Origin of the sequence: Bacillus sp. CCNWLW194, from assembly GCF_037120585.1 — a bacterium.
GTDB classification, from domain to species: Bacteria; Bacillota; Bacilli; order Bacillales; family Bacillaceae_G; genus Bacillus_A; species Bacillus_A basilensis.
Genome location: NZ_JBBBBL010000003.1, coordinates 423,950 through 449,595, shown reverse-complemented (window position 1 = coordinate 449,595; position 25,646 = coordinate 423,950). Strand labels below are relative to the sequence as shown.

General features: G+C 34.0%; 27 protein-coding genes and 1 pseudogene. 19 read left to right on the top strand and 9 right to left on the bottom strand.

The genetic code is table 11. The annotated features are described in order from the left end of the window. Nucleotides 1-13 precede the first annotated feature (13 nt). The 3 genes from V7S50_RS08890 to V7S50_RS08880 form a co-directional block, all read right to left on the bottom strand. Nucleotides 14-1,987, bottom strand: coding sequence for an FtsX-like permease family protein (locus tag V7S50_RS08890; RefSeq protein ID WP_242252335.1), 1,974 nt, complete (start codon nt 1,985-1,987; stop codon nt 14-16). Nucleotides 1,988-2,081: 94 nt separating this feature from the next. Next, entirely contained in the window at nt 2,082-3,104 is a 1,023-nt protein-coding gene (locus V7S50_RS08885; protein ID WP_000765345.1) for a sensor histidine kinase, read from the bottom strand. A 2-nt stretch (nt 3,105-3,106) separates the two neighbouring features. After that, nucleotides 3,107-3,802: a response regulator transcription factor gene (locus tag V7S50_RS08880; protein ID WP_000276732.1), complete on the bottom strand. Its 696-nt coding sequence runs from the start codon at nt 3,800-3,802 to the stop codon at nt 3,107-3,109. Nucleotides 3,803-4,010: 208 nt separating this feature from the next. Here V7S50_RS08880 and V7S50_RS08875 point away from each other — a divergent pair, with 208 nt between their 5' ends. Together V7S50_RS08875 and V7S50_RS08870 are read left to right on the top strand one after the other, a co-directional pair. Further along, on the top strand, nt 4,011-4,283 hold the full coding sequence (locus tag V7S50_RS08875; RefSeq protein WP_242252336.1) for an autorepressor SdpR family transcription factor: 273 nt from the start codon (nt 4,011-4,013) through the stop codon (nt 4,281-4,283). Further along, entirely contained in the window at nt 4,280-4,918 is a 639-nt protein-coding gene (locus tag V7S50_RS08870) for an SdpI family protein (RefSeq protein WP_242252337.1), read from the top strand. The genes V7S50_RS08875 and V7S50_RS08870 overlap by 4 nt, the downstream gene beginning before the upstream one ends. 39 nt (nt 4,919-4,957) lie before the next feature. Here V7S50_RS08870 and V7S50_RS08865 read toward each other — a convergent pair whose 3' ends face one another. Then, on the bottom strand, nt 4,958-5,833 hold the full coding sequence (locus V7S50_RS08865; protein WP_242252338.1) for an AraC family transcriptional regulator: 876 nt from the start codon (nt 5,831-5,833) through the stop codon (nt 4,958-4,960). Between the two features lie 306 nt (nt 5,834-6,139). Between V7S50_RS08865 and V7S50_RS08860 the strand changes: the two genes are divergently transcribed. Both V7S50_RS08860 and V7S50_RS08855 read left to right on the top strand, forming a co-directional pair. After that, nucleotides 6,140-6,910: an ABC transporter ATP-binding protein gene (locus V7S50_RS08860; RefSeq protein ID WP_242252339.1), complete on the top strand. Its 771-nt coding sequence runs from the start codon at nt 6,140-6,142 to the stop codon at nt 6,908-6,910. Next, complete coding sequence (locus V7S50_RS08855; RefSeq protein WP_242252340.1) at nt 6,897-8,846, top strand: ABC transporter permease; 1,950 nt, start codon at nt 6,897-6,899, stop codon at nt 8,844-8,846. The genes V7S50_RS08860 and V7S50_RS08855 overlap by 14 nt, the downstream gene beginning before the upstream one ends. A gap of 81 nt (nt 8,847-8,927) precedes the next feature. Here V7S50_RS08855 and V7S50_RS08850 read toward each other — a convergent pair whose 3' ends face one another. Continuing rightward, the gene (locus V7S50_RS08850) at nt 8,928-9,227 is read right to left on the bottom strand and encodes a YolD-like family protein (RefSeq protein ID WP_242252341.1); all 300 of its coding nucleotides are present in this window, start codon (nt 9,225-9,227) and stop codon (nt 8,928-8,930) included. Between the two features lie 312 nt (nt 9,228-9,539). Beyond that, complete coding sequence (locus V7S50_RS08845; RefSeq protein WP_063224337.1) at nt 9,540-10,769, bottom strand: helix-turn-helix domain-containing protein; 1,230 nt, start codon at nt 10,767-10,769, stop codon at nt 9,540-9,542. A gap of 401 nt (nt 10,770-11,170) precedes the next feature. Here V7S50_RS08845 and V7S50_RS08840 point away from each other — a divergent pair, with 401 nt between their 5' ends. From V7S50_RS08840 to V7S50_RS08805, 8 genes are all read left to right on the top strand, one after another. Next, nucleotides 11,171-11,749, top strand: a complete 579-nt coding sequence (locus tag V7S50_RS08840; protein WP_242252342.1) for a class I SAM-dependent methyltransferase — start codon at nt 11,171-11,173, stop codon at nt 11,747-11,749. After that, complete coding sequence (locus V7S50_RS08835; protein ID WP_242252343.1) at nt 11,749-12,339, top strand: DedA family protein; 591 nt, start codon at nt 11,749-11,751, stop codon at nt 12,337-12,339. Before V7S50_RS08840 ends, V7S50_RS08835 begins: the two co-directional genes overlap by 1 nt. A gap of 301 nt (nt 12,340-12,640) precedes the next feature. Then, a complete protein-coding gene (locus tag V7S50_RS08830; RefSeq protein WP_242252344.1) occupies nt 12,641-12,988 on the top strand; it encodes a YxeA family protein in 348 nt (115 codons plus the stop codon). Between the two features lie 74 nt (nt 12,989-13,062). After that, nucleotides 13,063-13,242: a hypothetical protein gene (locus tag V7S50_RS08825; protein WP_029440251.1), complete on the top strand. Its 180-nt coding sequence runs from the start codon at nt 13,063-13,065 to the stop codon at nt 13,240-13,242. Nucleotides 13,243-13,672: 430 nt separating this feature from the next. Continuing rightward, a complete protein-coding gene (locus V7S50_RS08820) occupies nt 13,673-14,683 on the top strand; it encodes an aldo/keto reductase (protein WP_242252346.1) in 1,011 nt (336 codons plus the stop codon). Between the two features lie 17 nt (nt 14,684-14,700). Further along, nucleotides 14,701-15,117 carry an SRPBCC family protein gene (locus V7S50_RS08815; protein WP_242252348.1) on the top strand — a complete coding sequence of 139 codons (417 nt, stop codon included), beginning with the start codon at nt 14,701-14,703 and terminating at the stop codon, nt 15,115-15,117. A 179-nt stretch (nt 15,118-15,296) separates the two neighbouring features. Further along, nucleotides 15,297-16,067, top strand: coding sequence for an ABC transporter ATP-binding protein (locus V7S50_RS08810; RefSeq protein WP_242252349.1), 771 nt, complete (start codon nt 15,297-15,299; stop codon nt 16,065-16,067). Further along, entirely contained in the window at nt 16,054-17,958 is a 1,905-nt protein-coding gene (locus V7S50_RS08805) for an ABC transporter permease (RefSeq protein ID WP_242252351.1), read from the top strand. Before V7S50_RS08810 ends, V7S50_RS08805 begins: the two co-directional genes overlap by 14 nt. A 54-nt stretch (nt 17,959-18,012) precedes the next feature. Here the strand turns inward: V7S50_RS08805 and V7S50_RS08800 are convergent, their stop codons facing one another. Further along, complete coding sequence (locus V7S50_RS08800; RefSeq protein ID WP_242252353.1) at nt 18,013-18,972, bottom strand: Rpn family recombination-promoting nuclease/putative transposase; 960 nt, start codon at nt 18,970-18,972, stop codon at nt 18,013-18,015. 139 nt (nt 18,973-19,111) lie between these two features. On the opposite strand from V7S50_RS08800, the pseudogene V7S50_RS34040 reads away from it, so the two are divergent. Then, nucleotides 19,112-19,186, top strand: a pseudogene (locus tag V7S50_RS34040) (DUF7003 family protein); the annotation flags it as partial. Nucleotides 19,187-19,255: 69 nt separating this feature from the next. Here the strand turns inward: V7S50_RS34040 and V7S50_RS08795 are convergent. Both V7S50_RS08795 and hpt read right to left on the bottom strand, forming a co-directional pair. Beyond that, on the bottom strand, nt 19,256-20,158 hold the full coding sequence (locus V7S50_RS08795) for a diacylglycerol/lipid kinase family protein (RefSeq protein WP_000167907.1): 903 nt from the start codon (nt 20,156-20,158) through the stop codon (nt 19,256-19,258). Between the two features lie 174 nt (nt 20,159-20,332). Continuing rightward, nucleotides 20,333-20,860, bottom strand: a complete 528-nt coding sequence (hpt, locus tag V7S50_RS08790) for a hypoxanthine phosphoribosyltransferase (protein ID WP_242252354.1) — start codon at nt 20,858-20,860, stop codon at nt 20,333-20,335. 161 nt (nt 20,861-21,021) lie between these two features. Here hpt and V7S50_RS08785 point away from each other — a divergent pair, with 161 nt between their 5' ends. The 6 genes from V7S50_RS08785 to V7S50_RS08760 all read left to right on the top strand — a co-directional run bounded on the left by V7S50_RS08785 (nt 21,022) and on the right by V7S50_RS08760 (nt 25,621). Then, entirely contained in the window at nt 21,022-21,237 is a 216-nt protein-coding gene (locus V7S50_RS08785) for a hypothetical protein (protein WP_242252355.1), read from the top strand. A gap of 184 nt (nt 21,238-21,421) precedes the next feature. Beyond that, nucleotides 21,422-21,754, top strand: a complete 333-nt coding sequence (locus V7S50_RS08780) for a hypothetical protein (RefSeq protein WP_063224330.1) — start codon at nt 21,422-21,424, stop codon at nt 21,752-21,754. A 177-nt stretch (nt 21,755-21,931) separates the two neighbouring features. Continuing rightward, on the top strand, nt 21,932-22,333 hold the full coding sequence (locus tag V7S50_RS08775) for an LPXTG cell wall anchor domain-containing protein (RefSeq protein ID WP_242252356.1): 402 nt from the start codon (nt 21,932-21,934) through the stop codon (nt 22,331-22,333). A gap of 89 nt (nt 22,334-22,422) precedes the next feature. Further along, nucleotides 22,423-23,043, top strand: coding sequence for a class D sortase (locus V7S50_RS08770; RefSeq protein WP_242252357.1), 621 nt, complete (start codon nt 22,423-22,425; stop codon nt 23,041-23,043). Nucleotides 23,044-23,081: 38 nt separating this feature from the next. Then, nucleotides 23,082-23,771, top strand: a complete 690-nt coding sequence (locus tag V7S50_RS08765; RefSeq protein ID WP_242252358.1) for a response regulator transcription factor — start codon at nt 23,082-23,084, stop codon at nt 23,769-23,771. Beyond that, the gene (locus V7S50_RS08760; protein ID WP_242252359.1) at nt 23,768-25,621 is read left to right on the top strand and encodes a sensor histidine kinase; all 1,854 of its coding nucleotides are present in this window, start codon (nt 23,768-23,770) and stop codon (nt 25,619-25,621) included. Before V7S50_RS08765 ends, V7S50_RS08760 begins: the two co-directional genes overlap by 4 nt. The last annotated feature ends 25 nt before the right edge of the window (nt 25,622-25,646 follow it).

Here is a 25,646-nt window from a genome sequence, read left to right as displayed (position 1 = left end):
TGTAATAACTTTTTTAATGTGTATTAGTATATTGTGATAATTTTTGCATGTAAAGCGAACGAATGAAGAAGAAAAATACAATTTCAACGAATCCAAAAATAATAAGAACGGCTGAAACTTCTTTGAACAAAGATAAACCAATTACATCTTGTAGCATTTTCGTTGCAAACATTGTATGAATGGATGCCATAATGTACGGAATGAAAAATAAAATGCTAAGTTGGATGGTTGCAGATCGTTTCATCTCTGCATCTGTTACACCAATTTTAGAAATCGTTACATACTTTTCTTGCTCGTTCGTTAAATCAGTATACATTCTGAAGTAAAGAACGCTACCTGCTCCAATAAAGAAAATGACTCCTAGGAAAGTCCCGATTAGGAAATATGCGGCACTTCCTGATGTGATTCTATATAATGAACCTGCTGATTCATAGGATCGTATAAGGGGTCCTTCGTATTGGAATTCCTGTCGATCTCTTTGTATTTTTTTCATAAAATTATCAGCAATTTCATACGTCTTTTCCCAGTTTTGTACGTTATAATTGTACGCTGATACATGCTTTGTTGTATTTGGTAAGTTGTTTACAACAGTGTCAGGTAAAATTAAAGTTTGATATGAAAAGTCGGAGGGAATGGCCCCTACTTGTTCATAGCCTTTTACTTGTAATGTCGTATTTGTGCTAGAAAGTGTAATGGACTTTCTATTGTAGCTTGGCTCAAACTCGCTGAATAAGGTGACATAAGCGCTACCTGTTAAGACATATGCTTCGTTATCACTCATGAATAGTTGTTTCATTCGCAGGGAAACGGCAAGTTTATTATAGTCACTTTGTTTCATTGCATAAATGTCATTGTAAGTCGTTATACCTTCATCTTCTTTCAATGGTGTTTCATATAAATCAGTTTTGATCTTTTTATAAGAGAAATTTTCTTTTTGTAACTGCTGTTCAAGCCAAGTTAAATGCTTGTTAACAAAAGGATTTGCGTCATATGAAAAATAAGAAAATGGAAAAGGTGAAGTTCTCGCAACATCTAGCTTTGTAAACTTTCCGACTCCATATAAGAAAGTGATCATTGTGAAAGCAATTGTAGATAGCATCGCTACAATAAAAAGCATATTGATATTCGTTCGAATACGACTTGCTAAATCCGAAATCCAAAGCATATTAATTCGTTTCATATAAAACTTTCTTCTTTTCTTTAAAATATAAATAAGTAAGAAACTAATTTGAGAAAAGAAAAAATATGTCCCAATTGTAACAAGTGCTGGAATCACAAAAACACTTGAAACCATATAGATAACGCCTACTTGCGTGTTTATTGAGAAGAAATATTTAGGGTTTGCCGCTAAAATATAACCACCTAATAAACAGATAGCACCAAATAGAGAGATAAATATGGATGGTTTTCTTTCCTTTTGTTTCCTACCATTCGTTTTTAATAGGTTTACCGTCTTTTTCGTACGAATTAGCATGGGTGTAAATGAAGATACAGCGATAAAGAGACCAAGAAACACAATCGTTGTTAAAATGAAAGCATTCGTAGGGGGATATAAATATGTCCCTGGTAGATGTGTAATTTTCGCTGTTACTAATAAGAAAAATTGCGAAAAGACAAGTCCAAACTGCATACCGAAAAAGATAGACAAAATACCAATTAACATATTTTCAGTGAAAATGAGTCGGTGTAATTGCTTTTTTGATATACCTAAAACGGTTAACACACCAAATTGTTTTTTACGAACTTTTAAAAACGATCCAATTGAATACATAAGAAAGAAGAAAGAGAATAAGACAATGACAACTTCTGAAAAAATCATTAATCCTGAAATTTCAGAGCTCATACTGAACTCTTGTAATTTCGGATGAAATAAATAAACAGCGAATGAAAAGAAAACAGCGATGGAAAACGAGCTGCTTACGAAATAAGCAAAATAAGCTCTGGAATTACGTGTTACATTTTTAAAGGCAAACTGCCAAAAGGTCATAATACGTACCTCCTGCTAGAAGGCAAATAAGTAGTTTTATTGCAAAAAATGTATGAGAGTAAGTTCTCATACATTTTGCTAGCATATGTTACGATCATGCTTCGGTCACCTTCTCCGTATGTTCTGCTTGATTATTTGCAGCGTTGTGGAAGATGATTTTAATCGTCGTTCCTTTACCAACTTCAGAATCAAGTTTGACAGAGTGACCTAAATAATCACAAATTTTACTTACAATATAAAGTCCCATACCAGTAGATTCTCCGAATGTACGGCCGTTTTTTCCAGTGTAAAACGGTTCAAATACTCTTCGAATATCTTCTTGCGGAATACCAACACCCTCATCACGAACTTCTAAAATAATATCTTTTCCGTTTCGGTAAGCAGATAAGAACACTTTCTTTCCGCGCTCACCAGAGTAACGAACAGCATTTGTCATTAACTGATAGATGATAAATTTTAGCCATTTCGCATCAGAAGCGACTTTTAAATCAGAATGGACTTCTAAAACAGGGAAAACGCCATTACGAATAAATAGTTCTTTTAATCCGTTAATATTTTTCGTTACTGTATCTTTTAATGAAATCGTCTCGACATGGAAATCTTCATGGAAGTTATTTAATCTTGCCATATATAAAGCCATATCAAGCCCTTGATTTAATCGTTCTAATTCTTTTTTGAATTTCGGAATCAAATGTTCATCTTCCATTTCGAGCACCATAAGCTGCATAACAGAAACAGGTGTCTTCATTTGATGCACCCAGTGGTTAATGAATAATTGATGTTCTTGTTGTTTTACTTCATACGATTGTAGTTCTTTTTGGAAGAGACGATACTGCGTACGCACGAGTTCATTTACGCCGTGGGGCATCGGAGCAGTTGCTCTTTCAATGAATGCATCTTCCATTTTCTCTGGTTGCTCACTTAATCTATGGTACATTCTACGATTGCGAACGTAACGATAAGCAAGGAAACAAATGAATAAATATAAACTTAAAACGACGAAGTAAAATTTATTATTTTGAAATCCATCTACTGCATCATAAAGAACGAAGATGATACCGAAGTTTAATACGTACAGTAGAAAAAATGCAAAATGATCACGTAAAAATAGCTTCATGCTTATTCACTCCAAGTTGCGTTAAAACGATACCCAAGTCCGCGCACTGTTTCAATAGCATTTTCAATACCAAGCTCATTGAACTTTTTACGAAGACGCGTAATGTTTACGTTTAATGTGTTTTCTTCAACGAAGCTCTCGTCATCCCATAGAGCAGCTAGTAAATCTTCACGGCTCGCCGTACGAGGGAATTTAGATAATAACATTTCTGCTAAAATAGCTTCTTTCTTCGTTAAAAGAACTTGCTCAGATCCAAAATGAATTTCTGGACGTTCTGGGAATAGTTTTAAACCTTCTACTTCAACGATACGTTCAGAAATATTTGGGGCATAATCACCGTAAATACGACGTAATTGACCTTTAATTTTCGCCATTACAACGTCGTAGTGGAACGGTTTTGTAATATAATCATCTGCACCGCTTTCAATCGCCATAATTTGTTCCATCTCACCTGCACGCGCTGAAATGAAAATAATTGGACAAGTAGATTCATGACGAATTTGACGGCACCAGTAGAATCCATCGAATTTCGGTAAGTTTACATCAAGTAAAACAAGATGTGGTTTCACTGCATTAAACGATTCCATAATATCATCAAAGTTTTCAGTAACAACAGCGTCGTAACCGTACTTTTGAATGTGAGATTGTAGTAATGATGAAATATTTGGATCGTCTTCAACGATTAAAATTTTGTACATATGTATATTCCTCCTAAAAAAACAATTGTAGATATAGTGTATCATGTGTTTCAAGTCTTTTCATTATGTTGAAAGATAAGCTAATAAACAGTATAGGGCAAAAGCGTAAAAAGTAAAAAGGGCGCTGGATAAAATTTACAAATAATGGTAATTGGTTTAACGTTTAGATAAATATCTAAATGTCTAATTATAGAAAGGAAGAAAGACATTGAATCAAGCATTCAAAGCATTAGCAGATCCAACAAGGCGAAAAATTTTAGACTTATTAAAAGAAGGTGATCTAACCGCTGGTGAGATCGCTGAACATTTCAATATGACAAAATCAAGTATTTCACACCACTTAAACGCACTTAAAAATGCTGAACTTATTCAAGATGAAAAGAAAGGTCAATTCGTTATGTACTCTTTAAACACAACTGTCTTTCAAGATTTATTGACTTGGGTGTTTACGTTTACGAATAAGGGGGAAGAGGGGAAATGAGAAAGCATATATTTCCGTTACTGTTAATTGCTTTAACGATTATTGCATGGAGTATCGCGTGGCCTTATTTACCGGGAGAAGTTCCGAGTCATTGGAACATTGATGGCGAAGTAGATGGGCATATGTCAAAAATGGGAATGATGATTTTTGATGTAGCAATTATGGTTTTTATATATGCAGTAGTGACTGTATTACCTAAGATAGATCCGAAGTACGATAACTATAAAAAATTTCCTAAAGCACTTGGAAGGATAAATGGAGCAATTTTATTTTTCTTATTTACTATTAATATGATGACACTAGCAAATGCTTTAGGATATAACGTTCCAATTGGAATTGTTGTGAACATAATTGTCGGTATCTTCTTTGTTGTACTAGGCAATTATATGCAGCAATGTAAACCAAATTTCTTCATAGGTATTAAAACACCGTGGACGTTAAGTAGTGAGGAAGTGTGGAGAAAAACACATCGGTTAGGATCAAAGATTATGATGATTGGCGGTATTGTAATTATGATTTCGGCGTTTCTACCGGGAATGTGGAAAATGATTAGTTTGTTAAGTGTAGTTGCTGTATTGGTTGTTGGTACGATGGGATATTCCTATGTTGTTTATAAAAAAGAACTAAAAATGTAAAAAAGCTGCTTTTCCTTTCATGGAAAAGTAGCTTTTTTTTTATAACTTCTTCAAAACTGGTATCCAAATTTCACTTTTAAAGTTTGAAGAAGATATATCTTTCTGTTCATTCCACAATATTTCTGGTCCTTCTGCTAGTTCATAGTTCGAGGAAGGGAACCATTCGGAATAAATGCGTCCCCATACATTTTGTAATGTTTCAGGAAATGGACCGACAGCTTCAAATATAGCCCACGTTGAAGTTGCGACTTCAAGTTGCGCGAATTGCTCTGGGCAATCTTTCGTTGTGGCTACTCCAATGTAGTGATCGAGTTCGCCTTTTTCCTCCATTCTTCCTTCAGAAAAGTTAGTAGAAGCACTAATGATTCCAGTAGGTTCCATGTTTGAAAGGGACTTTAATGTTTGAATAGCCTCTGGATTTAAACTTTTCCACATAGAAGCAATTTCTTCATTTACACCGTTAAAAACGATTGGTACTCGTTTGGTAATACCTATAATTTGAAATGAGTCTTTTTCTTCAATTCGATAGTTCATTTCATTTCCTCCTTGAATGGATAATTGGAAGGTCATTGGTGAATAGGCTTTTAAAGAATGACTACTACTTCGGGCCTCTGAAGGTGTTATCCCTTGCAAATTTTGAAAGGCACGAGAGAATGAATCTGGTGAATTGTAGCCATATTTTATAGCGACATCAATCACTTTTGTATCGCTATTTTTTAGTTCAAAAGCAGCGAGAGTAAGACGTCTACAGCGAATATATTCTGATAGTGATATGCCAGCTAGGAAAGAAAACATTCTTTTGAAATGATATTCGGAGCAATAAGCTATTTTTGCGACTTCTTTAAAATCAATTTCATGTGTAAGGTTGTCTTCAATATACTGCATTGCAGCGTTCATGTTTTTAAGTGAATCCATAACCATGACCTCCTTGTTAAATAGAATAGCAGGAAAAAAATAGCCCCATCCGACATTTCATGCACAACTTTGTAGGGTGCATTTTTTACCTTACAAAATTGTAATGTTCCTGTAAGGAGAATGAATGGATGGCATGATATCCCAATGTTATAGTAACAAAGTACTTTGATTCATTAGGTTAAATTTTGATTTCTTTGCTCACCGGGCTTACATAACTGTCATGTTTGTGTAAGAAACATCGATAGTGGCAAGAGTAGAGAATGTATATAGTGAAAATAGAGAATAGATGAAATGAGGGATGTCGAGATGAAAACAGTGTTAGAAGCAAAAAATATTGAAAAAGTGTATGACACGGGTGGTAATAAATTTGCAGCGTTAAAAGGTATTAACTTACAAGTAAAAGAAGGTGAGTTCGTTGGAATTATGGGACCTTCTGGCTCGGGTAAGACGACTTTACTAAACGTTCTTTCTACAATTGATAATGCGACGAACGGTGAGATTTTAATTGATGGAAAAGATATCGTGAAAATGAATGATGATAAGTTAGCGTTATTCCGCCGCGATCATTTAGGGTTCATTTTCCAAGATTATAACTTATTAGATACGTTAACGGTGAAAGAGAATATTGCGTTACCTCTTGCGTTATCAAAGGTGAAAGCAAATGAAATCGATCGCCGCGTTCTTGAAATCTCAAAGAAATTTGGTATTGATCATATTTTAAGTCAGTTCCCATATCAAGTATCTGGTGGGCAGAAACAGCGCTGTGCAGCATCACGTGCGATTGTTACAAATCCAAGTATGATTTTCGGGGATGAGCCGACTGGAGCACTTGATTCTAAATCAGCAACAGATTTACTTGAAAGTATGAAGTCGCTAAATGAATATGATAACTCTACAATTTTAATGGTAACGCACGATGCATTTGCGGCAAGTTACTGTAAACGAGTTATTTTCATTAAAGATGGTGAGTTATATAAAGAATTGCACCGCGGTGAATTAACGCGTAAACAATTCTTCCAACAAGTCGTTGACGTAATGTCTGCTATTTCCGGAGGTATGGCTGATGACCTTATCTAGCATTGCCCTCCGCAACATACAGCGGAATTTTAAAGACTACTTTGTATATTTTGCATCTATGATTTTTAGTATCGTTATTTACTTTACATTTAAAGCACTGCAATATAATTCACAAATGGAAAAAGCAGCGGAAGCTTCTAAAAAAATTAGTGGAGCGTTCCAAGTTTCTAGTGTCATGCTAATTATATTCGTAGCGGTGTTTATTATATATTCGAACGGATTCTTTACAAGAAAACGTAAAAAAGAAGTTGGACTATATTCCTTATTAGGTATTCGTAAAAAACAGATTGGTAAAATGCTCTTTTATGAAAATATGTTAATGGGATTAATGTCTTTAATTATCGGGATTGCGATTGGTAGTGTCCTTTCAAAATTATTCCTTGAACTGCTAGTAAGCATGATGGGATTAAACTTAAATGTTCATTTTGAAGTACCGATGGCTGCCGTTATTGATACAGCAATTATTTTCTTTGTGATTATTTTATATACATCACTTCAAGGATATCGTTTAATTTATCGCTTTAAGTTAATTGAACTTTTCCGCGCAGAACGTGAAGGAGAAGCAATGCCAAAAGGCTCTGTCATTATGGCATTAATTTCAGTTTTCTTAATCGGTTCAGGTTATTTCTTAGCGTTAATGTACATGAAAGCAGTTATGTATGCAGACTTTATGGTCGTCGCATTATACATTTTATTAGCGACAGTAGCAGGAACTTATTTATTGTTCATGTTCTTCACAGTATTTGTATTGAAACGTGCAAGAAATAATAAGTCAGCGTTTTATAACGGTATGAATATGGTAACGACATCACAGTTACTATATCGCATTAAAGGAAATGCAAAGTCACTTGCGACAATTGCTATTTTAAGTGCAGTAACATTAACGGCGGTTGGTACGTCAGTTACGATGTATTACAATACATTCACGCAATCAAAAGTGGCTGCACCATATAGTTATTCTTATGAGAAAAAAGATGAAGCATTAGATAAAAAAGTAAATGAAATACTTGCTGGAGAGAAGAATAATCATCCAGTGACATATGAAGCAGATGTTGAAATGATTCCTGTGAAAGGAACATTTAAAGGTGAAAGAGCGGATCAAGTTCTGAACACGCACTACAATATTACGAAGCAGTACGAGCTTATTTCTCAATCAAACTTTAATGCACTTGCGAAACATTTAGATGTAGAACCTGTAAATTTAAGTGCGAGTGAAGCTTTTGTATATGATAGCTTATATATTGAAAATCTTGATTTTGGTCCTCTTTACACAGGAAATACAGCTGTATTCCCTGTTGGAAATGAATCAAAAGAGTTAACAATTAAAGGTGTAAATAGTAGAAGTGTTACAAACTTAAATGAACTATTTGTAATCGTTCCGGATCAAACATATGAGCAAGCGAAACAAGTAAACGAAACGCGTATTGTAAAAAATATTGATGTAAAAGGTGAGCGGAATAGTAAAGAGTTAACAGCGAAATTAGCAAGCGTTATGCCAGCTGGTGAATCAGAAGTTTTAAAACCATTTAATGATTTCTATACAGGATTCCAAATGGGGCTTGAAACGACAGGCTTAATGATGTTCATTGGACTATTTTTAGGATTAGTCTTCCTATTAGCGACAGGCTCAATCATTTACTTTAAGCAGCTTACAGAAGCAAGTGCTGACCGTGATCGTTACGTTGTCCTTCATAAAGTTGGTGTAACGAAGCAAGAGATGAAGAAGGCTATCGCAAAACAAGTGAGCTTTATCTTCGCTATTCCGTTAGTAATCGGAATTCTGCACAGCTTATTTGCACTAAAAGGTTTAGCAAATATATTACCATTTGAAATTATGATTCCGCTTCTAATTAGTATTGGAGTATACGGCGTCATTTATATTGGATATTACTTCTTAACAGTTCGTTCTTATTATAAGATTGTAAGTGCGAAATAATAAGTGAAGCTGTGAGAAAATAAAATAGCCATTTACCTAATTTTTATGAGGTGAATGGCTATTTTTGTTTTATAGAAATAATTAACGCGCATCGATTATATCGATTAAACTAAAAGTATGTTTGCGGTCAAAGGCACCTATGCATATTAAAGAACGTTTCAAAGGGTTTAATTCAATTACAGTCATATAACTTGTAGGGAAATAACCATCTTTATAATAAGTTAGCAATATTTCTTTTTCTGAAATGAATGAGCGTAATAAAGTGTCTTCAATTCTTTCTCTATCATCGTATGGCGATACTTTTCGCGATTCTTTTATGTCAGCAGATTGTTTAGACGTAATAGTCATTTGAGGCGATTTTGATATATTTGTACTACTCATGCTTTCTATTCTCCTAACAATATATTTTCTATATAGAAAGGTTAATCACTATGGAAGTAGTCGTTACTTATAATTGCGTAAGCAACTTATGTATAGAACGAAACAATGATGGATGATTTGGAGCCGAATTTGCTTAGTACTAAAAAATTATCAAATTCATTAACTTATTTATAGTAATTTATTTGTCATTCTTGTACTTTTTTGAAGAGGATTAAAACTTTATTAAGATAAGTGTGGATGAAGGACAATAAATCGGCTTGAGGAAGGTGAGCTAGTATGACAACTATTTCACCTTCATTTAAGAAAGCGTTTTTATATAACGGTATGATTTTCACGATATTGTCTAGGAGTCATACTAGTAATTTTTTTGAAGACTCTTGTGAAATAACTTTGGTCATTAAAATTAAGCCAGGCACAAATATCTGATAGTGGATAAGTCGTTAATGTTAATAATTTTTTTGCTTCTTCTACGCGTTCCCTCTGGATGTATTCACTTAAAGGAATTCCCACTTCTTTTTTAAATAACTTTGATAAATAAGTAGGGGAAATATGTAAAAGGTTAGCAAGGTCATTGAGAGTTATTTCATCGTAAATATGTTTGTGAATATGATTTAGGCATGTAGTAATGGAATTAGAATATGCTTGATCACTATATTCTTTCACCCGTTCTGCAAAAGTACATAATGCATCTTCAATTAATCTATTTACGGAATACATGTTATCTAGCTTTTCAATCGTTTGGATATATAAAGTACCAAGTGAAAAAGCAATGTCTGATGGAAGATTACCATCTATCGCATATCGAACAGCTAGTGTAATTGCGATAATACCGTTATTTTTTTGGTTTCTAAGTTGATCTCCTTTGGATGAAATTGCCGCATCTTCTTGTGGGAAGGAATACGCATATTGTATGACTTTTTCTTTATTGCCTTCTTTAATGGCTGAAAAAAATTTACGTTCCAATGATATGTCATAATTTTGCGGATCATGCCGGCGACGTTTTGAAATATATAGATCAGGATTTACGATTTTATAAGAAACATCTTCGAGCAATTTATTTTTTTCCCAAACAATATCGCGATTTAATTTTTCATTGAAAATGACGTAATGTAACCAAATACTTATATCAATTAGCGTACTTTTTTTAATCTCAGGTAGAAATTGATAGTACTCTACTCCTTGCTGCATTTTATTATGACAGTTGAAATATTTCATAAGTTTAATAGCCATTTCATCTGATACTTTTGGATAGGCAGTAGGGCCGATTATAATCGTTCCTTTTATATGTTCATGATCTGTTATATGGATGCTAATGAAATTCTCAAGATATTTATTCCCTTTGAAAATTGGAAAATTACAAGGAGCGTTTTCTTGATAAAGTTCATTCAGATGTTCTTCTTTAGAAGAATAAAAAGGACTACCAATCGTATGAGAAGTAGATTCATACACAATTTTTCTATCAGTAGATAGAAATTGAACAGGTACATGAAAAGTGCTATGTACAAGATCGCATAAGTGCTGTAGGTCGATGGAATTATTCATTATCTTCTCCTTTTCAATCGTTTTGAAATATTAATACTTAAATCTACATTTTTTCTATAAGATATAAATTTCTTGTTATTTGAATTTTTTTCTCACGCAAAAAGGATTACATATATTGGATAATAATGAAAGGTGATTTACAAATTAAATTCTGCATATGTTGTATGAAAATAGACATAGAGATGGTACCTTCCATGAAATTCCTTTTTATATTTATTCATTATATCAAATGAATAAATATAAAAGAGGTATTTATTTATGTAATACGAAAGATTTCATGTATAAGAATGAATGATACATTCTTCATAAAATCTTAAGAAATCTCCTCAATTTTTATTAAGAAACGATAGTTATACTTAGAAACAAGTTAAAAACTATCGAACGAATGGGGAGAGGTTTACATGCAACTCATAACATTCTTACATGAATTTATTAAACATCCGAAACATACTGGTGCAATTGCGCCAAGTTCAAAAATATTAGCAAAGAAAATGGTAGATGTAATTGATTTTAATAAAGCAAAATGCATTGTAGAGTTAGGGCCTGGTACAGGAGTCTTTACGAAAGAAATTATGAAGAGAAAGAAGAAGGAAATAATATTTCTTCTTATTGAAATTAATGAAGTGTTTTGCAAAGAGTTAAAGAGAAAGTTTAAAGATGAGCAGAACGTCATTGTTGTACACGGTTCAGCTGAAAATATAAAGAAGTATATGGAAGAGTTCCATATAAAATGCGTTGATTACGTCTTATCAGGATTGCCTTTTACTTCTTTGCCAGAAGAAGTTTCAAAGGGCATTTTAAACAATGTAATGGAAGCGATACATGAGAATGGGGAATTCATTACATTTCAATATTCACTTGTGAAAAAAGGATTTATACAGCTTTTCTTCCCTGAAATTACACTAGAAAAAGTGTGGCTCAATTTCCCACCAGCGTACGTCTTTAGCTGTAAAAAAGAGCTAAGGAGAGCATATGCATAATGGAATTGCAAGAATTATTATCTTATATTGAACAATACGGTTATTGGGCGTTATTTTTCTGTTTATGGTTAGGGATTATCGGTATGCCAATTCCAGACGAAATGATTGTGATGAGTGGTGGCTTTGTATCTTCACTAGGGATATTAAGTGTCATTCCTGCATTTGTATTAACGTATTTAGGTGTTGTATCAGGGCTATCTTTAGGTTATATATTAGGGAAAATATTTGGTACGAAAGTACTTGATAAGCTAATGAAAAAGAAAAAGGCGAAATATCTTTTGAAATCGCAACAAATGGTAGAGAAGTATGGCCATTACGCGTTAGTCACAAGTTACTTCATACCAGTTGTAAGACATATCGTGCCATATTTAGTTGGGATGAATAACATGTCATTTCGGATATATGCTTTGTATTCCTATACGACAGGGTTTGTTTGGACACTCATTTATTTCGTGCTCGGTTCTTTATTTGGACAACATATTGAAAGGATTGTAGCAGTTGCGATAGAGTATGGCGTGTATTTTGGCGTAGTTGTCGTTTTAATTGGCAGTTTGTTTTACGTAAAAAGAAGTGTAGTAGTGAGTAAGTAGCGGAGGCTGTTCCAAAATACATTTTGGACAGCCTCTTTTGTTGTGCGGTTCTACTGTCAGTTTTTGTCGGTAAGTCGATATTCCTTGTCGAAACGTCGATATATTGAAAAAATCGTTGATATATTTCGATTTGTGTTCGATATATTTGAAAAATCGTCGATATAATTTCATGTACCTAGATGTGATCTCACATGTTCTCTACATTAAGAAAAAGTTAAGAAACCATATGAGTTTTTATTAAGAAATGCGTCCTATACTTAGAAATGTCATAAATAAAAACATAATGAAAGGCGGAATATAGATGAAAAGATTTATTTTTGGAGCAATGATTGTTATCGTCGCAGGAGCGGCATATTTATTAAATGGGAGTAAGCTATTAGATCAGATGAACCCATTTCTTGATATAGAGAATCATTACGCAATTATTGATAATGATGGAAAAGAGTTAGGCGGAAATAAAGGCCGTGAATATACGGTGAAAGCTTACGATAAGGATGGGAAAGAAAAAGAAGTAACGATTGATGGAGTAGGTGAATTACAAAAAGGTTCGTACTGGCATGTGCTTACAAGGGGAAAGATTTTACATGATAAAGTGCAAGTAACGATAGATAAAATTCCTGACGGTGCGAAGGCAAAGTTAGGATTGTAAGTATAAACCCGATTCTTAATGAGAGAATCGGGTTTGTTATTTTATGGTAAAATTTAAAGGGAGGAGTGAGAGGTATGCTACTCATTGTTAGTCTTATATTAATTGGGATTATGTGTAGTATGAGGGTAGTATCTTTACATATGATAGAACGACAAAAGATAGAAGAGCGATACGTATATTGTCCAAAATGTGATGCGAAAATTAGAAAAGGGAATTCTGCTCCTTTTTGTTCGAAATGTAATTTAATATTTTAAATAAGGTAAAAGACCACAACGAATATATTTCGATTCGTTGTGGTCTTTTTTTATGAAGAAATAATAACAACTTTCTATGTTCCACTGATAATTTCTAAAGTTACCTCCGCAAGAATAGGGGATTTTTTTATAAAATCATTTTTAATTATTTTATTTTGAAGCTACAGACGTTGAAACATAAAATTGTTACTTATTAGTATCTATAACACTTTAAAGTGCGTACTTTTTATTGCGTTGTAGATAAGACATAATTACATACGTGAGAGGGAAATGAGTAGTGTGGAACTAAAAAGCATCTACGTTATTTTTAATAACTATCGTGCTTTGAAGTGCATACGGCTTTGCCTACCCGAATCCTTTAGGTCAGTCCTTTTCACATTAATTGATATCCATTAACCATTTTTAAATAGATTTTAGGAGGAGATTTTAAATGAAAGATTTATTAAAAGGTACACTTGGTTTTGGTACAGCACCACTAGGTAATATGTACCGTAATATTCCGGAAGAAGAAGCAATCGCAACAGTAGATGCTGCTTGGGATAATGGTGTTCGTTACTTTGATACAGCTCCACTTTATGGATCTGGTTTAGCAGAGATTCGTCTTGGTGAAGCACTATCGAAAAGAAATCGTGATGAGTACTTCTTAAGTACAAAAGTAGGTCGAATTATTTCAGATGAATTGGAAGATCCATCTACACGTGATTTAGGTGAAAAAGGCGGACTTTTCGAATTTGGTCGTAAAAATAAAATTATCAACGACTACAGTGCGGATGCAACTCTTCGTTCTATTGAAGATAGTTTAAAACGTTTAAAAACAGATCGTCTAGATTTTGTTTATATTCATGATGTAGCACAAGATTTTTATGGAGATGAGTGGATTTCACAATTTGAAATTGCTCGAACAGGAGCATTCCGTGCACTTACTCAATTACGTGATGAAGGTGTAATTAAAGGCTGGGGCCTTGGAGTAAATAAAGTAGAATCAATTGAACTTATGCTGGACTTAGAAGAAGCAAAACCAAATGTTTCTTTACTAGCTGGTCGCTATTCATTATTAGACCACGAGCGTGCGCTAGAACGCGTAATGCCTGCTGCTGTAAACAACAATATGGACATTGTTGTTGGTGGACCATATAGCTCAGGCGTTCTTGCTGGAGGTGCTCACTTCGAATACCAAAAAGCGTCACCAGAAATCATTGCAAAAGTTAATAAAATTAAAAACCTTGCAGATCGTCATGGAATCAGTATTAAAGCTGCTGCTTTACAGTTTTCACTGGCTAACCCAGCGGTTGCAGCTGTTATTCCTGGTGCAAGTAAACCGGAAAGAATTGCAGAAGACCAAGCTGCATTGAAAACAGTAATTCCGGCAGCGTTCTGGGAAGAAATGCGTGAACAAAAATTAGTTGCAGCTAATGCACCACTACCAATTAACGTTAAATAAAAAGGAGAGTAATGAAGATGGCAAATACTATTACATCTATTGAAATTCCAGCTTCACCTGAACAAGTATGGCAATTAATTGGAGGCTTTGATGCACTTCCAGATTGGTTACCGTATATTCCTAGCAGTAAAGTAACGGAAGGCGGACGTGTACGTCATTTAGCTAATCCTGATGGCGATGAGATTGTAGAGCGTTTAGAAGCATTTAATGAGAAAGAGCGCTACTACACATATTCAATTATGCAAGCACCGTTCCCTGTGACGAATTATTTATCTACAATTCGTGTTAAAGAAGGTAAAGATGCTAACACATCATTAGTTGAATGGTCTGGTAGCTTCACTCCTGTAGAGGTTACTGATGAAGAGGCAATTCATCTATTCCATGGAATTTATAAAGATGGCTTAGAGGCATTACAACAAGCATATTTAGCTTAATCAATCTATTAAACATTTGAAAGTCTGCAGTGTAACAACTGCAGACTTTTTTATGATTATTGCATTTCTTTTTAAGAAAATATTAAGAAACCCTAGCACTATTTGTTAAGAAAATGTATCTATACTGAATTCTGTTGCTTAAAAAGAACATCAAGAATAATAACAGGAGGTACAGATAGATGAAAACAATGTTAGAAGCGAAAGGGATTTCGAAAATATATAATACAGGCGGGAATACGTTTGAAGCGTTGAAAGATATTCATCTGCAGGTGAAAGAAGGAGAGTTTGTCGGTATTATGGGACCGTCTGGTTCTGGTAAGACGACGCTTTTGAATGTTCTTTCTACTATTGATACAGCTTCAAAAGGTGAGATTTTAATTGATGGAAAGGATATTGTGAAGATGAATGATGATGAATTGGCATTATTTCGCCGAAATCATTTAGGGTTCATTTTTCAAGATTATAATTTATTAGATACGTTAACAGTAAGAGAAAATATTGCATTGCCGCTCGCTTTATCAAAAGTGAAGGCGAAAGAAGTAGAATCTCGCGTAGAGGAAATTGCAAAGAAGTTTGGTATAGATCATATTTTAAATCAGTATCCGTATGAAGCGTCAGGTGGACAAAAACAACGCTGCGCAGCATCAAGAGCGATTGTAACAAATCCAAGTATGATTTTTGGAGATGAGCCAACTGGTGCGCTTGATTCAAAGTCAGCGACGGATTTATTAGAAAGTATGAAGACATTAAATGAAAAAGATCTTGTAACGATTTTAATGGTAACGCATGATGCGTTTGCAGCAAGTTATTGTAAACGCGTTGTATTTATTAAAGATGGAAAGTTATATAAAGAATTACATCGTAAAGGGATGACACGAAAACAGTTCTTCCAGCAAATTATTGATGTGATGTCTTCCATATCTGGAGGTGCGACAAATGAGCTTATCTAGCATCGCCCTTCGTAATATAAAACGAAATTTTAAAGATTACTTTATATACTTTGCTTCTATGATTTTTAGCATCGTCATTTATTTTACCTTTAAGGCGTTGCAATACAATTCACAAATAAGTGAAGCTGGAGATAACATCGGACGAGGATTCCAGCTTGCGAGTGTAATGCTCATTATTTTCGTTGCGATATTTATTATATATTCGAATGGTTTCTTTACACGAAAGCGTAAGAAAGAAATGGGTCTTTATTCTTTACTTGGTATTCGAAAAAAAGAAATAGGTAAAATGCTTTTTTATGAAAACATGTTAATGGGTTTATTATCGTTAGTAATCGGAATTGTAATTGGTAGTTTACTTTCAAAAGGATTCCTAAAGCTACTTTTAAATATGTTAGAGCTACATGTAAATGTTCATTTTGAAGTGCCAATTGGAGCGGTTATAGATACAGCATTTATTTTTTGTCTCATCATTTTATACACATCATTTAAAGGATACCGCGTTATTTATCAATTTAAGTTAATCGAGTTATTCCGTGCAGATAACGAAGGCGAAATCATGCCGAAAGATTCTAAAATAATGGCTATCATTTCTTTATTATTAATTGGATCAGGTTATTTCTTGTCAGTAACGGCTATTAAAAATTCAAACAGTGATAACTTTATGCCACTTGCACTTTATATTTTATTAGCGACAGTACTTGGAACATATTTATTATTTAAGTTCTTTACTGTTTTTGCATTAAAAAGAGTGCGAAATAAAAAATCTTCATTTTATAACGGAATGAAAATGGTGACGACATCTCAATTACTATACCGCATTAAAGGAAATGCAAAATCTTTAGCAACAATTGCAGTATTAAGTGCAGTAACGTTAACGGCGGTTGGAACTTCTGTTACGATGTATTACAACACATATATGCAGGCGAAGAAATATCATCCAGTTAGTTATTCATACGAAAAGAAAGATATGGAACTAGATCGTAAAGTGAATGAGATTTTAAAAGAAGGAAAGAATGAAGTCATTCATCAATATGAACTAGAGACGGTAAACGTAGTAGGAGAATACGGTGATGGAACTTCATTACAATCAAGAACAACAGAACTTATTGCACAGTCATCATTTAATACAATCGCAACATATGCAAATGAGGAAACTATAAATTTAAAGAAGAATGAAGCGTATGCATTTGATGGCATGTATAGTGAAAGAAATGGGGATAGTGGTGTATATAAAAATGGAAAAGTTATATTCCCCATTGGAGGAGTAGCACCAGTACAAATGAAAGATGTAAAAGGACGAAATATTACAAACTTATATGAACTTGTAGTTGTCGTTCCGGATGAAGCGTATGAGCAAGCGAAGAAGACAATTGGTTCTCATACTGTGAAAAATATTGATGTGAAAGATGATCGAAATAGTAAACTGTTAACAGAAAAACTACAGAAATTAATACCAGAAGAAGATGCAGAAGGAAAAAGACAGTTTGGTGATTTTTACACGATATTCCGTGATGGTATTGAAAAAACAGGGTTAATGATGTTTAGTGGTATGTTCTTAGGACTTGTATTTTTACTCGCAACAGGGTCTATCATTTACTTCAAACAATTAACAGAAGCACATGCAGATCGTGAGCGTTACATCGTTCTTCGAAAACTCGGTGTCACGAAAAAAGAAATGAAAAAAGCAATCGCAAAACAAATGAGATTTATTTTCTTCATTCCTTTAGTAGTAGGTATATTACACACTTTATTTGCGCTAACAGGATTAGCGACAGTACTTCCGTATGAAATTGCAGTTCCGTTATTAATTAGCATCGGCGTGTATAGCGTTATTTATATTGGTTATTATTTGTTGACGGTTCGTGCTTATTTTGGGATTGTTAGTAAATAAAAAAGAGCATAAGAGAACATAGTGAAAATTATGTTCTCTTTCGCCTTTTTATCATTATTTATTTTCTAAAATTCGTTCAACATCATGTACACTCAATTTACTTGCCTTAGCAATTGTTTCAAGCGGTATACCAAGATTATACATACTTTTAATCATTTGAATTTTCCCCTGTTGAACTCCTTCTTTTCGCCCTTTTTCAATGCCTTGTTCAATGCCTTGTTCAAGCCCTTTTTTAATCCCTTGTTCCATTCCTCTTTTTATTCCTTCTGTCTCTGCATGGGCAAATTTTGCTGCTTCATCCATTAAAACCTTTTCTCTTGCGTCATAAGCTTGACGAAAAGAGGAATCTTGACTCATACGTTCCCATTTATGTAATGCCTTTTGTAAAATAGGATCTCGGTTCATAGCAATATCCTCCAATGTTTTAGTTAAGTGTTCATCCTCATTTGCGGTAAGTAATAAGAGCCATCTAGCAAATGGATCTTTCCATGGATTGACCTTTTCTTCATGCCACTGCATTGTTAGATTTGGAATTTCTACAATGTGAATTTCTATGTCATCAATTAATAGTTTTTGTTGTTGAGTATTCCATAATATGCTCGTTGTATGGAAGGATTTTTGTTCGGAAAACATTACGAAGTTTAATAAATTTATGGTGATGGTTTTATGAAGTGCGCTGTAGGGCATCCCTTTTTGTAGTTGAGATGTGTATAATCTTCCCCAATAATATAAGCTGCGTTTAATCATATCGTGATTATTATTGAGTTGTATTTCTACATTGACTTTTGTTCCTGTGTCTAATGTAGCTGAAATATCTAAAATAGATAACTTATCTTCTTCATGTTCCCTGTGTAAATGTGGATCTTCTATTTGTAGAGAAGCAATAGGTGACGCTAAAGACTCTTGTAACATCGCGTTTAAAAAGGCAATGAGAATATCTTCACTACCATTCGTACCAAACAATTGTTTAAATGCAAGATCAATGCGTAAATTAACTAACTGTTGGTTGCACAAAGGTTGTCCTCTCCTTATATTAAGGTGCTTCTTTCCTTCATTGTACCTAAAAATAACTAGGGCATGCAAACCAGCCATTCTACTATTTTTTAGTACTATTATTAGAAAATGAAAGGTAAGTATGTCTATGGTATACTCTAGTGAAATTGTAAATAAGAATGCTAATACGCACTGGAAAAATTGGGTGGAGTTTGATTACGAAAACTCATATTAACAACGAAAGAGTAGACTAAAACCTTTCTAAGAAAAAAGACGAGCTAACATTTTAGCTCGTCTTTTTGTATTACACAACCGCAGGATTATAAATCATCGTAAAGTGCCCTTGCAACAATTCAATTTGACAAGGTGTGTGAAGGGAACTTTCTCCATCTGTATCTACTTCTTTTTCTTCCTCTGTTTCAATATGAATGGATTTCGCTTTTACGTGGAAGATGTCATTTTCATTTGAGTCTTCAAATAGTTTCTTTCCGATATAATCTTTAAATGCTTGAATACCTGTTGATTTGACTACGAAAATATCAAGTGTTCCGTCATCACATTTTACATTCGGAATAAAGGAAGGGATACCACCAAGATATTCACCGTTGCCAACCATAACAAGAACAGCTTCGTCTTCATATACTTGTCCGTCGTACGTAATTTTTACCGGGAATGTTTCAGCATTTTTTACAGTCCGAATTGTACTTAAGTAGTAGCCGATTTTTCCAAGCTTTGCTTTTTCTTCTGCATCAATATTATTTGATACTTCAGAGACAAGTCCAATGCCCCAGAAGTTTAAGAAGTGTTGTCCATTTGCTTTTGCGACGTCAACTGGTTTTACGTGTTCCTTTGTGATAAGTTTTGCTGCTTCTGCAATGTTTTGCGGAACGCCGAGTGTACGAGAGAAGTCATTGCAAGTTCCGCCTGGAATGATTGCAAGTGTAGGTCTAGTTTCAAGAGGTGCTAAGCCGTTTGTGCATTCAAATACTGTTCCGTCACCACCAAAGACGATAATTAAATCTACTTTACTAGCAAACTCTTGGCAATATTTTGTTGCATCACCTTGCTTTTTCGTATGAAGGATGTGTAAGTCAGGAAAAGCTGCGGCAAGAGGTGGTACGATTTTCGTTAAATTTGTATGTAAGTCGCCTTGTCCAGCTTTTGGATTTACGATGAGGAGTACTTTTTCAAATTTTGTCTTTGTCATATTTCATCTCTCCCTGTTTTTTGTAATGGAAAGAAGGAGCTGTTCTGATGTATTTCAGAACAGCTTCTTCCTATTAATAGGGTGCTAAGATTGTCAGTTATTGTCGGTAAGTCGATATATTTAAAAAATCGCCGATATAAATTTTATGTACTATCGATTTTTTAAGTTATACGATTATTTCGTTACAACTGAAGCGATAAATGGTAAGTTACGATATTTTTCTGCGCAATCAATGCCGTAGCCAACGATAAATTCGTCTGGAATTTGGAAGCCAACATATTCAGCTTTTAAGTCAACTTTACGACGTTCAGGTTTATCAAGTAACGTACAGAATTTGAGTGCCTTTGGTTTATGCATAAAGAAGTGATCTTTTAAGAAGTGAAGTGTTAAACCAGAATCGATAATGTCTTCTACGACAATTACGTTTTTTCCAGTAATGTTTACGTCGATATCTTTTAATAGTTTAACTTTTCCAGTTGTTTCTGTTTGATTTCCGTAGCTAGATGCAGAAATAAAGTCGATTGTTACCTCGTTTTTAATGTGACGAATTAAATCAGCAGCGAATACGAAAGATCCTTTTAGTACAGCGATGACTACGATTTCTTCTCCTTCAAAGTCACGCTCGATTCGAAGCGCTAATTCTTTTACTTTTTCTTGTAATTGTTCTTCAGAAATTAAAGTGTCTTTTATTTCAATATTCATTGGAGTCCTCCTACAGTGTAAAACTTGTGAACATTTCGACTGTAAAGGATAGGAAGGAAAAAGTCAAAGAAGATATAAGTTTTTTACAGAAATCCCCACAAAATAGTCAGATGATATGATATACTGATTACATTAAGAAAACGCTTCCATGAAGGGTGATTATGATGAGAAAGAAAGAGTATACAAGTGCAACATTTATAAAAGCATTACTTTTAACAATTGTTCTTGGTAGTTTGGCCTACATAATTGATGTACCAGCGATTCGGATTTCACTAATTGGAATGACTTTAGTATTAGGCGCAATCTCCCATGGTATGATGTCACAGCTGCAAGAAGTTGGAGTCGATCATATGAAAGATCATATAGATGAAAAATGAGAAACCTTCACGTATAGAGAGTGAAGGTTTTTTTATTTCTTACAAAAATGTAAGGTAGTTGTAAGGCAAATCGATAGTTGCATAGTAGTGTTTTGGATAAACTATGGGTGTAAGGTAAAAGGCAAGCATATTTTAGGTAAATTAAGTTTTAGGCACTCTATATGTGAAAAAGGAGTAGGAGGGCATGGAGAAACGTTGGACGACCTTTTCTTTTTTAGCAACTAGCAACACCGTAATGCTAGCTGGCGAAATGGATTTTTTGCACTTGTTTGATCGAGAAGATGATCATTCTTCTTCTAAATTTACAATGAAATGGAATAAATGGAGCGAAAGTTGTAGGTTTGAAGAAGAGACCCCTAACGAAGAGCAAAAGATTATTTTGACAAACCCTATTAAAGCGTGGGTTGTTCAACGTCGTAAGTGTAACGTCAAAAATCACTTAAAGAAAACTGAGCCGAGACAATTAGTTATCGCTCCGGCCCATTCTACTTCGAAATCACGCGAAAGTAACATGTAAATATTGAGACACACACCTGAAAAAACATCGTATATATTGCGATGTTTTTTTATTTTTTTACAATGAAATCTTTAAATGAAATATATTTCATCTGCATCTTATATTTATATCTCTTGTTTATTCTAGTGATACATCCGATGCGAAGTGATGTAAAACGTATAAAAGGAGAGAAATAAAATGAAAAAGAAACTATTACCGATCTGTGCAATGGCACTTTTAACAGTAGGATATTCTTCAGTAGCAAGTGCGGATACTGGAACAGTAACAAAGGAAGATGCAGCGCAAGTGCAGCAAGATAAAGCAAAAAAAGAAGAAGCAATTAAGATACAGCAAAAGAGTGAAGAAGAGAAAAAGAGAATAGCACAAGAACAGTTAAAAAATGATATGGCAAAAAAAGAAGCAGCGCAAGTACAACAAAAAAATGATGCAGTAAAAAAAGAAGTAGCAACGCCAGTTGTACAAGGTGAAAAATTACCAAATACAGCATCTAATAATGTAGCAATGATGGCACTAAGCGCGTGCCTTGTAGGGATAGGGACGTTATTTGGTTTGAATCGCCGTAATAAAGTTAAGGCGTAAATAAAATATTGCCCTATAAAGAATGGGATAATTTCATATATTAAAAATGGTAGGTTATTCCTACCATTTTTGGCATGGAGGGATGAAATATGAAGGTACTCAATTATATTGGAATTATATTGATGGCTATAGGACTATTTATGGGATCATATTATGCTATGGAATGGTATAAAGGAAAAAGCTCTGCGCAAGAATTAACGACAGAAGAAATAAAGAGCCTTAACAATATAAAACATGATCAACTTTCACATGAAACACCCGTAACTTCTCAAGTACCTTCTTCTCAAACAGAGCATAAAGAAGGAGAAAAGGTAGCAATGTTAAATATACCGAAAATAAAAAAGAAGTTTTCTATATATTGGGGAGCAGATGATGCAACGTTGAAGAAAGGGGTTGGAATGTTCGTTAGTGATTTAACGACAACGCCATCTGGAGGGGGACATACTGTACTAAGTGGGCACCGGGATACTGTATTTACAGAGTTAGGAGAGTTAAAAGAAAAAGACACTCTTGTTTTAGAGTATGATAATAAAACGTACACATATGAAATTCAAAAGACATGGATTACCCATGCGGATGATCGGACTGTTATTATAAAAAAAGAAGAACCGATATTAACGCTGACGACTTGCTATCCATTTGATTATATAGGAGATGCACCAGATAGATATATTATCGAGGCGAAGTTAACTGCTAGTTATTCAAAGTGAATTGTAGTTTCTAAAAGCGGGAGGGGGATACATAAGTTATGGCAAAAAACATTTTAATTGTTGAAGATGAAGATATATTACGTGAAATATTGAAAGACTATTTTTTAAGTGAGAAATATATGGTGTTTGAAGCAAGAGATGGGAAGGAAGCTTTAGTTGTATTTGAGGAAGAAGAGGTTGATTTAGTTATTCTTGATATTATGTTGCCGGAACTTGATGGGTGGTCCGTTTGCCGAAGAATCCGTAAGGCATCCGAGGTTCCGATTATTATGCTAACGGCACGTGTAGATGAAGATGATACGTTACTTGGTTTTGAACTCGGGGCAGATGACTATGTGACGAAGCCATATAGTCCGCCCATTTTATTAGCAAGAGCGAAAAGGTTGTTAGAAAGTAGAAAAGTGACAAAGCAACTCTTAGAGAATGAAGATGATACATTATCAATCCACGGTATTCACGTTCATTTTCCGTCGCGCACTGTTACAGTAAATAGAACAGACATTAATTTAACACATACAGAATTTGAAATATTAGCGTATTTCATGAAAAATCAAGGAATCGTTTTAACGAGAGAACAATTGATTTCAAGAATTTGGGGATATGAATTTGCTGGTGATGATCGAACGGTTAATAGCCATATTCGTAATTTGAGAAACAAATTGGGAGAGAAAGCAAAGTACATTACAACTGTAGTGCGAACAGGTTATAAATTTGAGGGGAATGTATGAGAAAAGGGATTGTACTAAAATTATTTACCCTCACAACAGCATTATGTATGTTAATTTTAGCGACGATATTTATTGGACAAACGATATTTTTTAAACAATATTATGCGAATCGAAAAGTGGAAGATATTAAAGTGAATTTAAATTCCTTCGAAAAGAATTATTTGAACTATGCAGGAAGTGCAGAAGGAATTCAGAAGCTGGAGCAAGACTTTTTAAGAGAAAATAATACGTGGATTACGACATTAGATCAGAACGGGAATTTAAAGCATGCAGATGATTTTTATTTTGAGGTAACGATAGATCGTAGGCAACAAAAGAGCTTTGGACAACAAATATTCAAAATTCCTTTATACAATCTCGTCAATATAGAAGAGATTGATAATAAATCATCAGATCAGTTTCTAGGCCAAGGAATTTCTTTTTCTGGCGTGAAAAAAGAAGATAGTTTTATTCCATTCTCTTTCTCGTTATCTAAGAAGACTTTAAGCGGATCTAATAAACCGTTAGAAAAAGCATTTAAGGAGAAAATGAGTAAATTAGATGAGGAGAAAAAGAAAGCAGCTGAGGAACAAGTAGGTAAGGAAAAGAAGCCGGCTGTTCAGGAGCAAGCTGCCCAAGAACCAGATGCTTACATAGGTGGGGTTGTTACGAAAGTACAGTTTCCAGATGTAAAAGGTCTTGTAAATCCAATTTATAAAAATAGTATATTCTTAGATAACATAAAAGAATTTCAAACAGATTTATTATTAAAAGAGAGCAAGCACATACAGTATGCAACACAAACAATGGACTATGAAAAAAATGATATTAAATATAAATTATTAATCAAACCAATAAAAGAAAAAGACGGATCAGTAACATATATTTATGCGATGGCTTCTTTACAGCCCGTAGATGAAGCTGTACAAATGGTGCAAGATTACTACATCTATATCATTGCATTTGTAGTCGTTCTTATTTTTTTAGCTTCGTTTTATTATTCAAAACAAATTGCAAAACCGTTATTAAAAATAAATGATACGACGAAGAAAATAGCAAAATTAGATTTTACAGAAAGAATACCGATTACTTCAAAAGATGAAATTGGGGATTTATCGAAAAATATTAATGTGCTATCGAATAAACTCCATTCGCATATTGGACAGTTAGAAGAAGATATTGAAAAGGAAAGAAAGTTAGAAAAAACGCGAAAAGAATTCATTTCTGGTGTTTCACATGAATTAAAAACACCGCTAAGTATTATGAAAAGCTGTATTTCTATTTTAAAAGACGGGGTAGCTGAGCATAAAAAAGAGTACTATTTTCAGGCAATGGAACGAGAAGTAGATAAAATGGATACGTTAATTTTGGATATGCTTGAGTTAGCTAAATTTGAGTCAGGTACATATAAAATGAAAATGGATTTATTTTATATTGATACAGTAATTGAAGATATATGTGAACATCTGTCTGTAGAAATAGAGAAAAAAGAACTTTGTGTTCATAAAAATATAGGTCCATTTGAAGTGATGGCAAATCAAGGCCGGATTGAACAAGTCATCGTAAATTTCATTACGAATGCCATACGTTATACACCAAATAAAGAAGATATTATTATTTCTACAATAGATGAGAAAGGTCGTATAAAAGTATGTATTGAAAATAAAGGTACTCACATTGAAGAAGAACAATTAGATAAAATTTGGGATCGTTTTTATCGCGTGGATGCAGCTCGTCAGCGTTCGCAAGGTGGAACAGGTCTTGGGCTTGCTATTTCGAAGAATATTTTAGAACTGCATGATGCTGAATATGGAGTAAAGAATACAGAAGATGGTGTATTATTTTACTTCTATTTACCGAAAAAAGCGTAGACAATATGATCTACGCTTTTTTAAG

Excerpts from the sequence above, each read along its gene's own strand:
- V7S50_RS08890 (WP_242252335.1), bottom strand. The coding sequence starts at position 1,987 with ATGACCTTTTGGCAGTTTGCCTTTAAAAATGTAACACGTAATTCCAGA.
- V7S50_RS08885 (WP_000765345.1), bottom strand. The coding sequence starts at position 3,104 with ATGAAGCTATTTTTACGTGATCATTTTGCATTTTTTCTACTGTACGTA.
- V7S50_RS08880 (WP_000276732.1), bottom strand. The coding sequence starts at position 3,802 with ATGTACAAAATTTTAATCGTTGAAGACGATCCAAATATTTCATCATTA.
- V7S50_RS08870 (WP_242252337.1), top strand. The coding sequence starts at position 4,280 with ATGAGAAAGCATATATTTCCGTTACTGTTAATTGCTTTAACGATTATT.
- V7S50_RS08865 (WP_242252338.1), bottom strand. The coding sequence starts at position 5,833 with ATGGATTCACTTAAAAACATGAACGCTGCAATGCAGTATATTGAAGAC.
- V7S50_RS08860 (WP_242252339.1), top strand. The coding sequence starts at position 6,140 with ATGAAAACAGTGTTAGAAGCAAAAAATATTGAAAAAGTGTATGACACG.
- V7S50_RS08855 (WP_242252340.1), top strand. The coding sequence starts at position 6,897 with ATGACCTTATCTAGCATTGCCCTCCGCAACATACAGCGGAATTTTAAA.
- V7S50_RS08850 (WP_242252341.1), bottom strand. The coding sequence starts at position 9,227 with ATGAGTAGTACAAATATATCAAAATCGCCTCAAATGACTATTACGTCT.
- V7S50_RS08845 (WP_063224337.1), bottom strand. The coding sequence starts at position 10,769 with ATGAATAATTCCATCGACCTACAGCACTTATGCGATCTTGTACATAGC.
- V7S50_RS08840 (WP_242252342.1), top strand. The coding sequence starts at position 11,171 with ATGCAACTCATAACATTCTTACATGAATTTATTAAACATCCGAAACAT.
- V7S50_RS08835 (WP_242252343.1), top strand. The coding sequence starts at position 11,749 with ATGGAATTGCAAGAATTATTATCTTATATTGAACAATACGGTTATTGG.
- V7S50_RS08830 (WP_242252344.1), top strand. The coding sequence starts at position 12,641 with ATGAAAAGATTTATTTTTGGAGCAATGATTGTTATCGTCGCAGGAGCG.
- V7S50_RS08825 (WP_029440251.1), top strand. The coding sequence starts at position 13,063 with ATGCTACTCATTGTTAGTCTTATATTAATTGGGATTATGTGTAGTATG.
- V7S50_RS08820 (WP_242252346.1), top strand. The coding sequence starts at position 13,673 with ATGAAAGATTTATTAAAAGGTACACTTGGTTTTGGTACAGCACCACTA.
- V7S50_RS08815 (WP_242252348.1), top strand. The coding sequence starts at position 14,701 with ATGGCAAATACTATTACATCTATTGAAATTCCAGCTTCACCTGAACAA.
- V7S50_RS08810 (WP_242252349.1), top strand. The coding sequence starts at position 15,297 with ATGAAAACAATGTTAGAAGCGAAAGGGATTTCGAAAATATATAATACA.
- V7S50_RS08805 (WP_242252351.1), top strand. The coding sequence starts at position 16,054 with ATGAGCTTATCTAGCATCGCCCTTCGTAATATAAAACGAAATTTTAAA.
- V7S50_RS08795 (WP_000167907.1), bottom strand. The coding sequence starts at position 20,158 with ATGACAAAGACAAAATTTGAAAAAGTACTCCTCATCGTAAATCCAAAA.
- hpt (WP_242252354.1), bottom strand. The coding sequence starts at position 20,860 with ATGAATATTGAAATAAAAGACACTTTAATTTCTGAAGAACAATTACAA.
- V7S50_RS08785 (WP_242252355.1), top strand. The coding sequence starts at position 21,022 with ATGATGAGAAAGAAAGAGTATACAAGTGCAACATTTATAAAAGCATTA.
- V7S50_RS08780 (WP_063224330.1), top strand. The coding sequence starts at position 21,422 with ATGGAGAAACGTTGGACGACCTTTTCTTTTTTAGCAACTAGCAACACC.
- V7S50_RS08775 (WP_242252356.1), top strand. The coding sequence starts at position 21,932 with ATGAAAAAGAAACTATTACCGATCTGTGCAATGGCACTTTTAACAGTA.
- V7S50_RS08770 (WP_242252357.1), top strand. The coding sequence starts at position 22,423 with ATGAAGGTACTCAATTATATTGGAATTATATTGATGGCTATAGGACTA.
- V7S50_RS08765 (WP_242252358.1), top strand. The coding sequence starts at position 23,082 with ATGGCAAAAAACATTTTAATTGTTGAAGATGAAGATATATTACGTGAA.
- V7S50_RS08760 (WP_242252359.1), top strand. The coding sequence starts at position 23,768 with ATGAGAAAAGGGATTGTACTAAAATTATTTACCCTCACAACAGCATTA.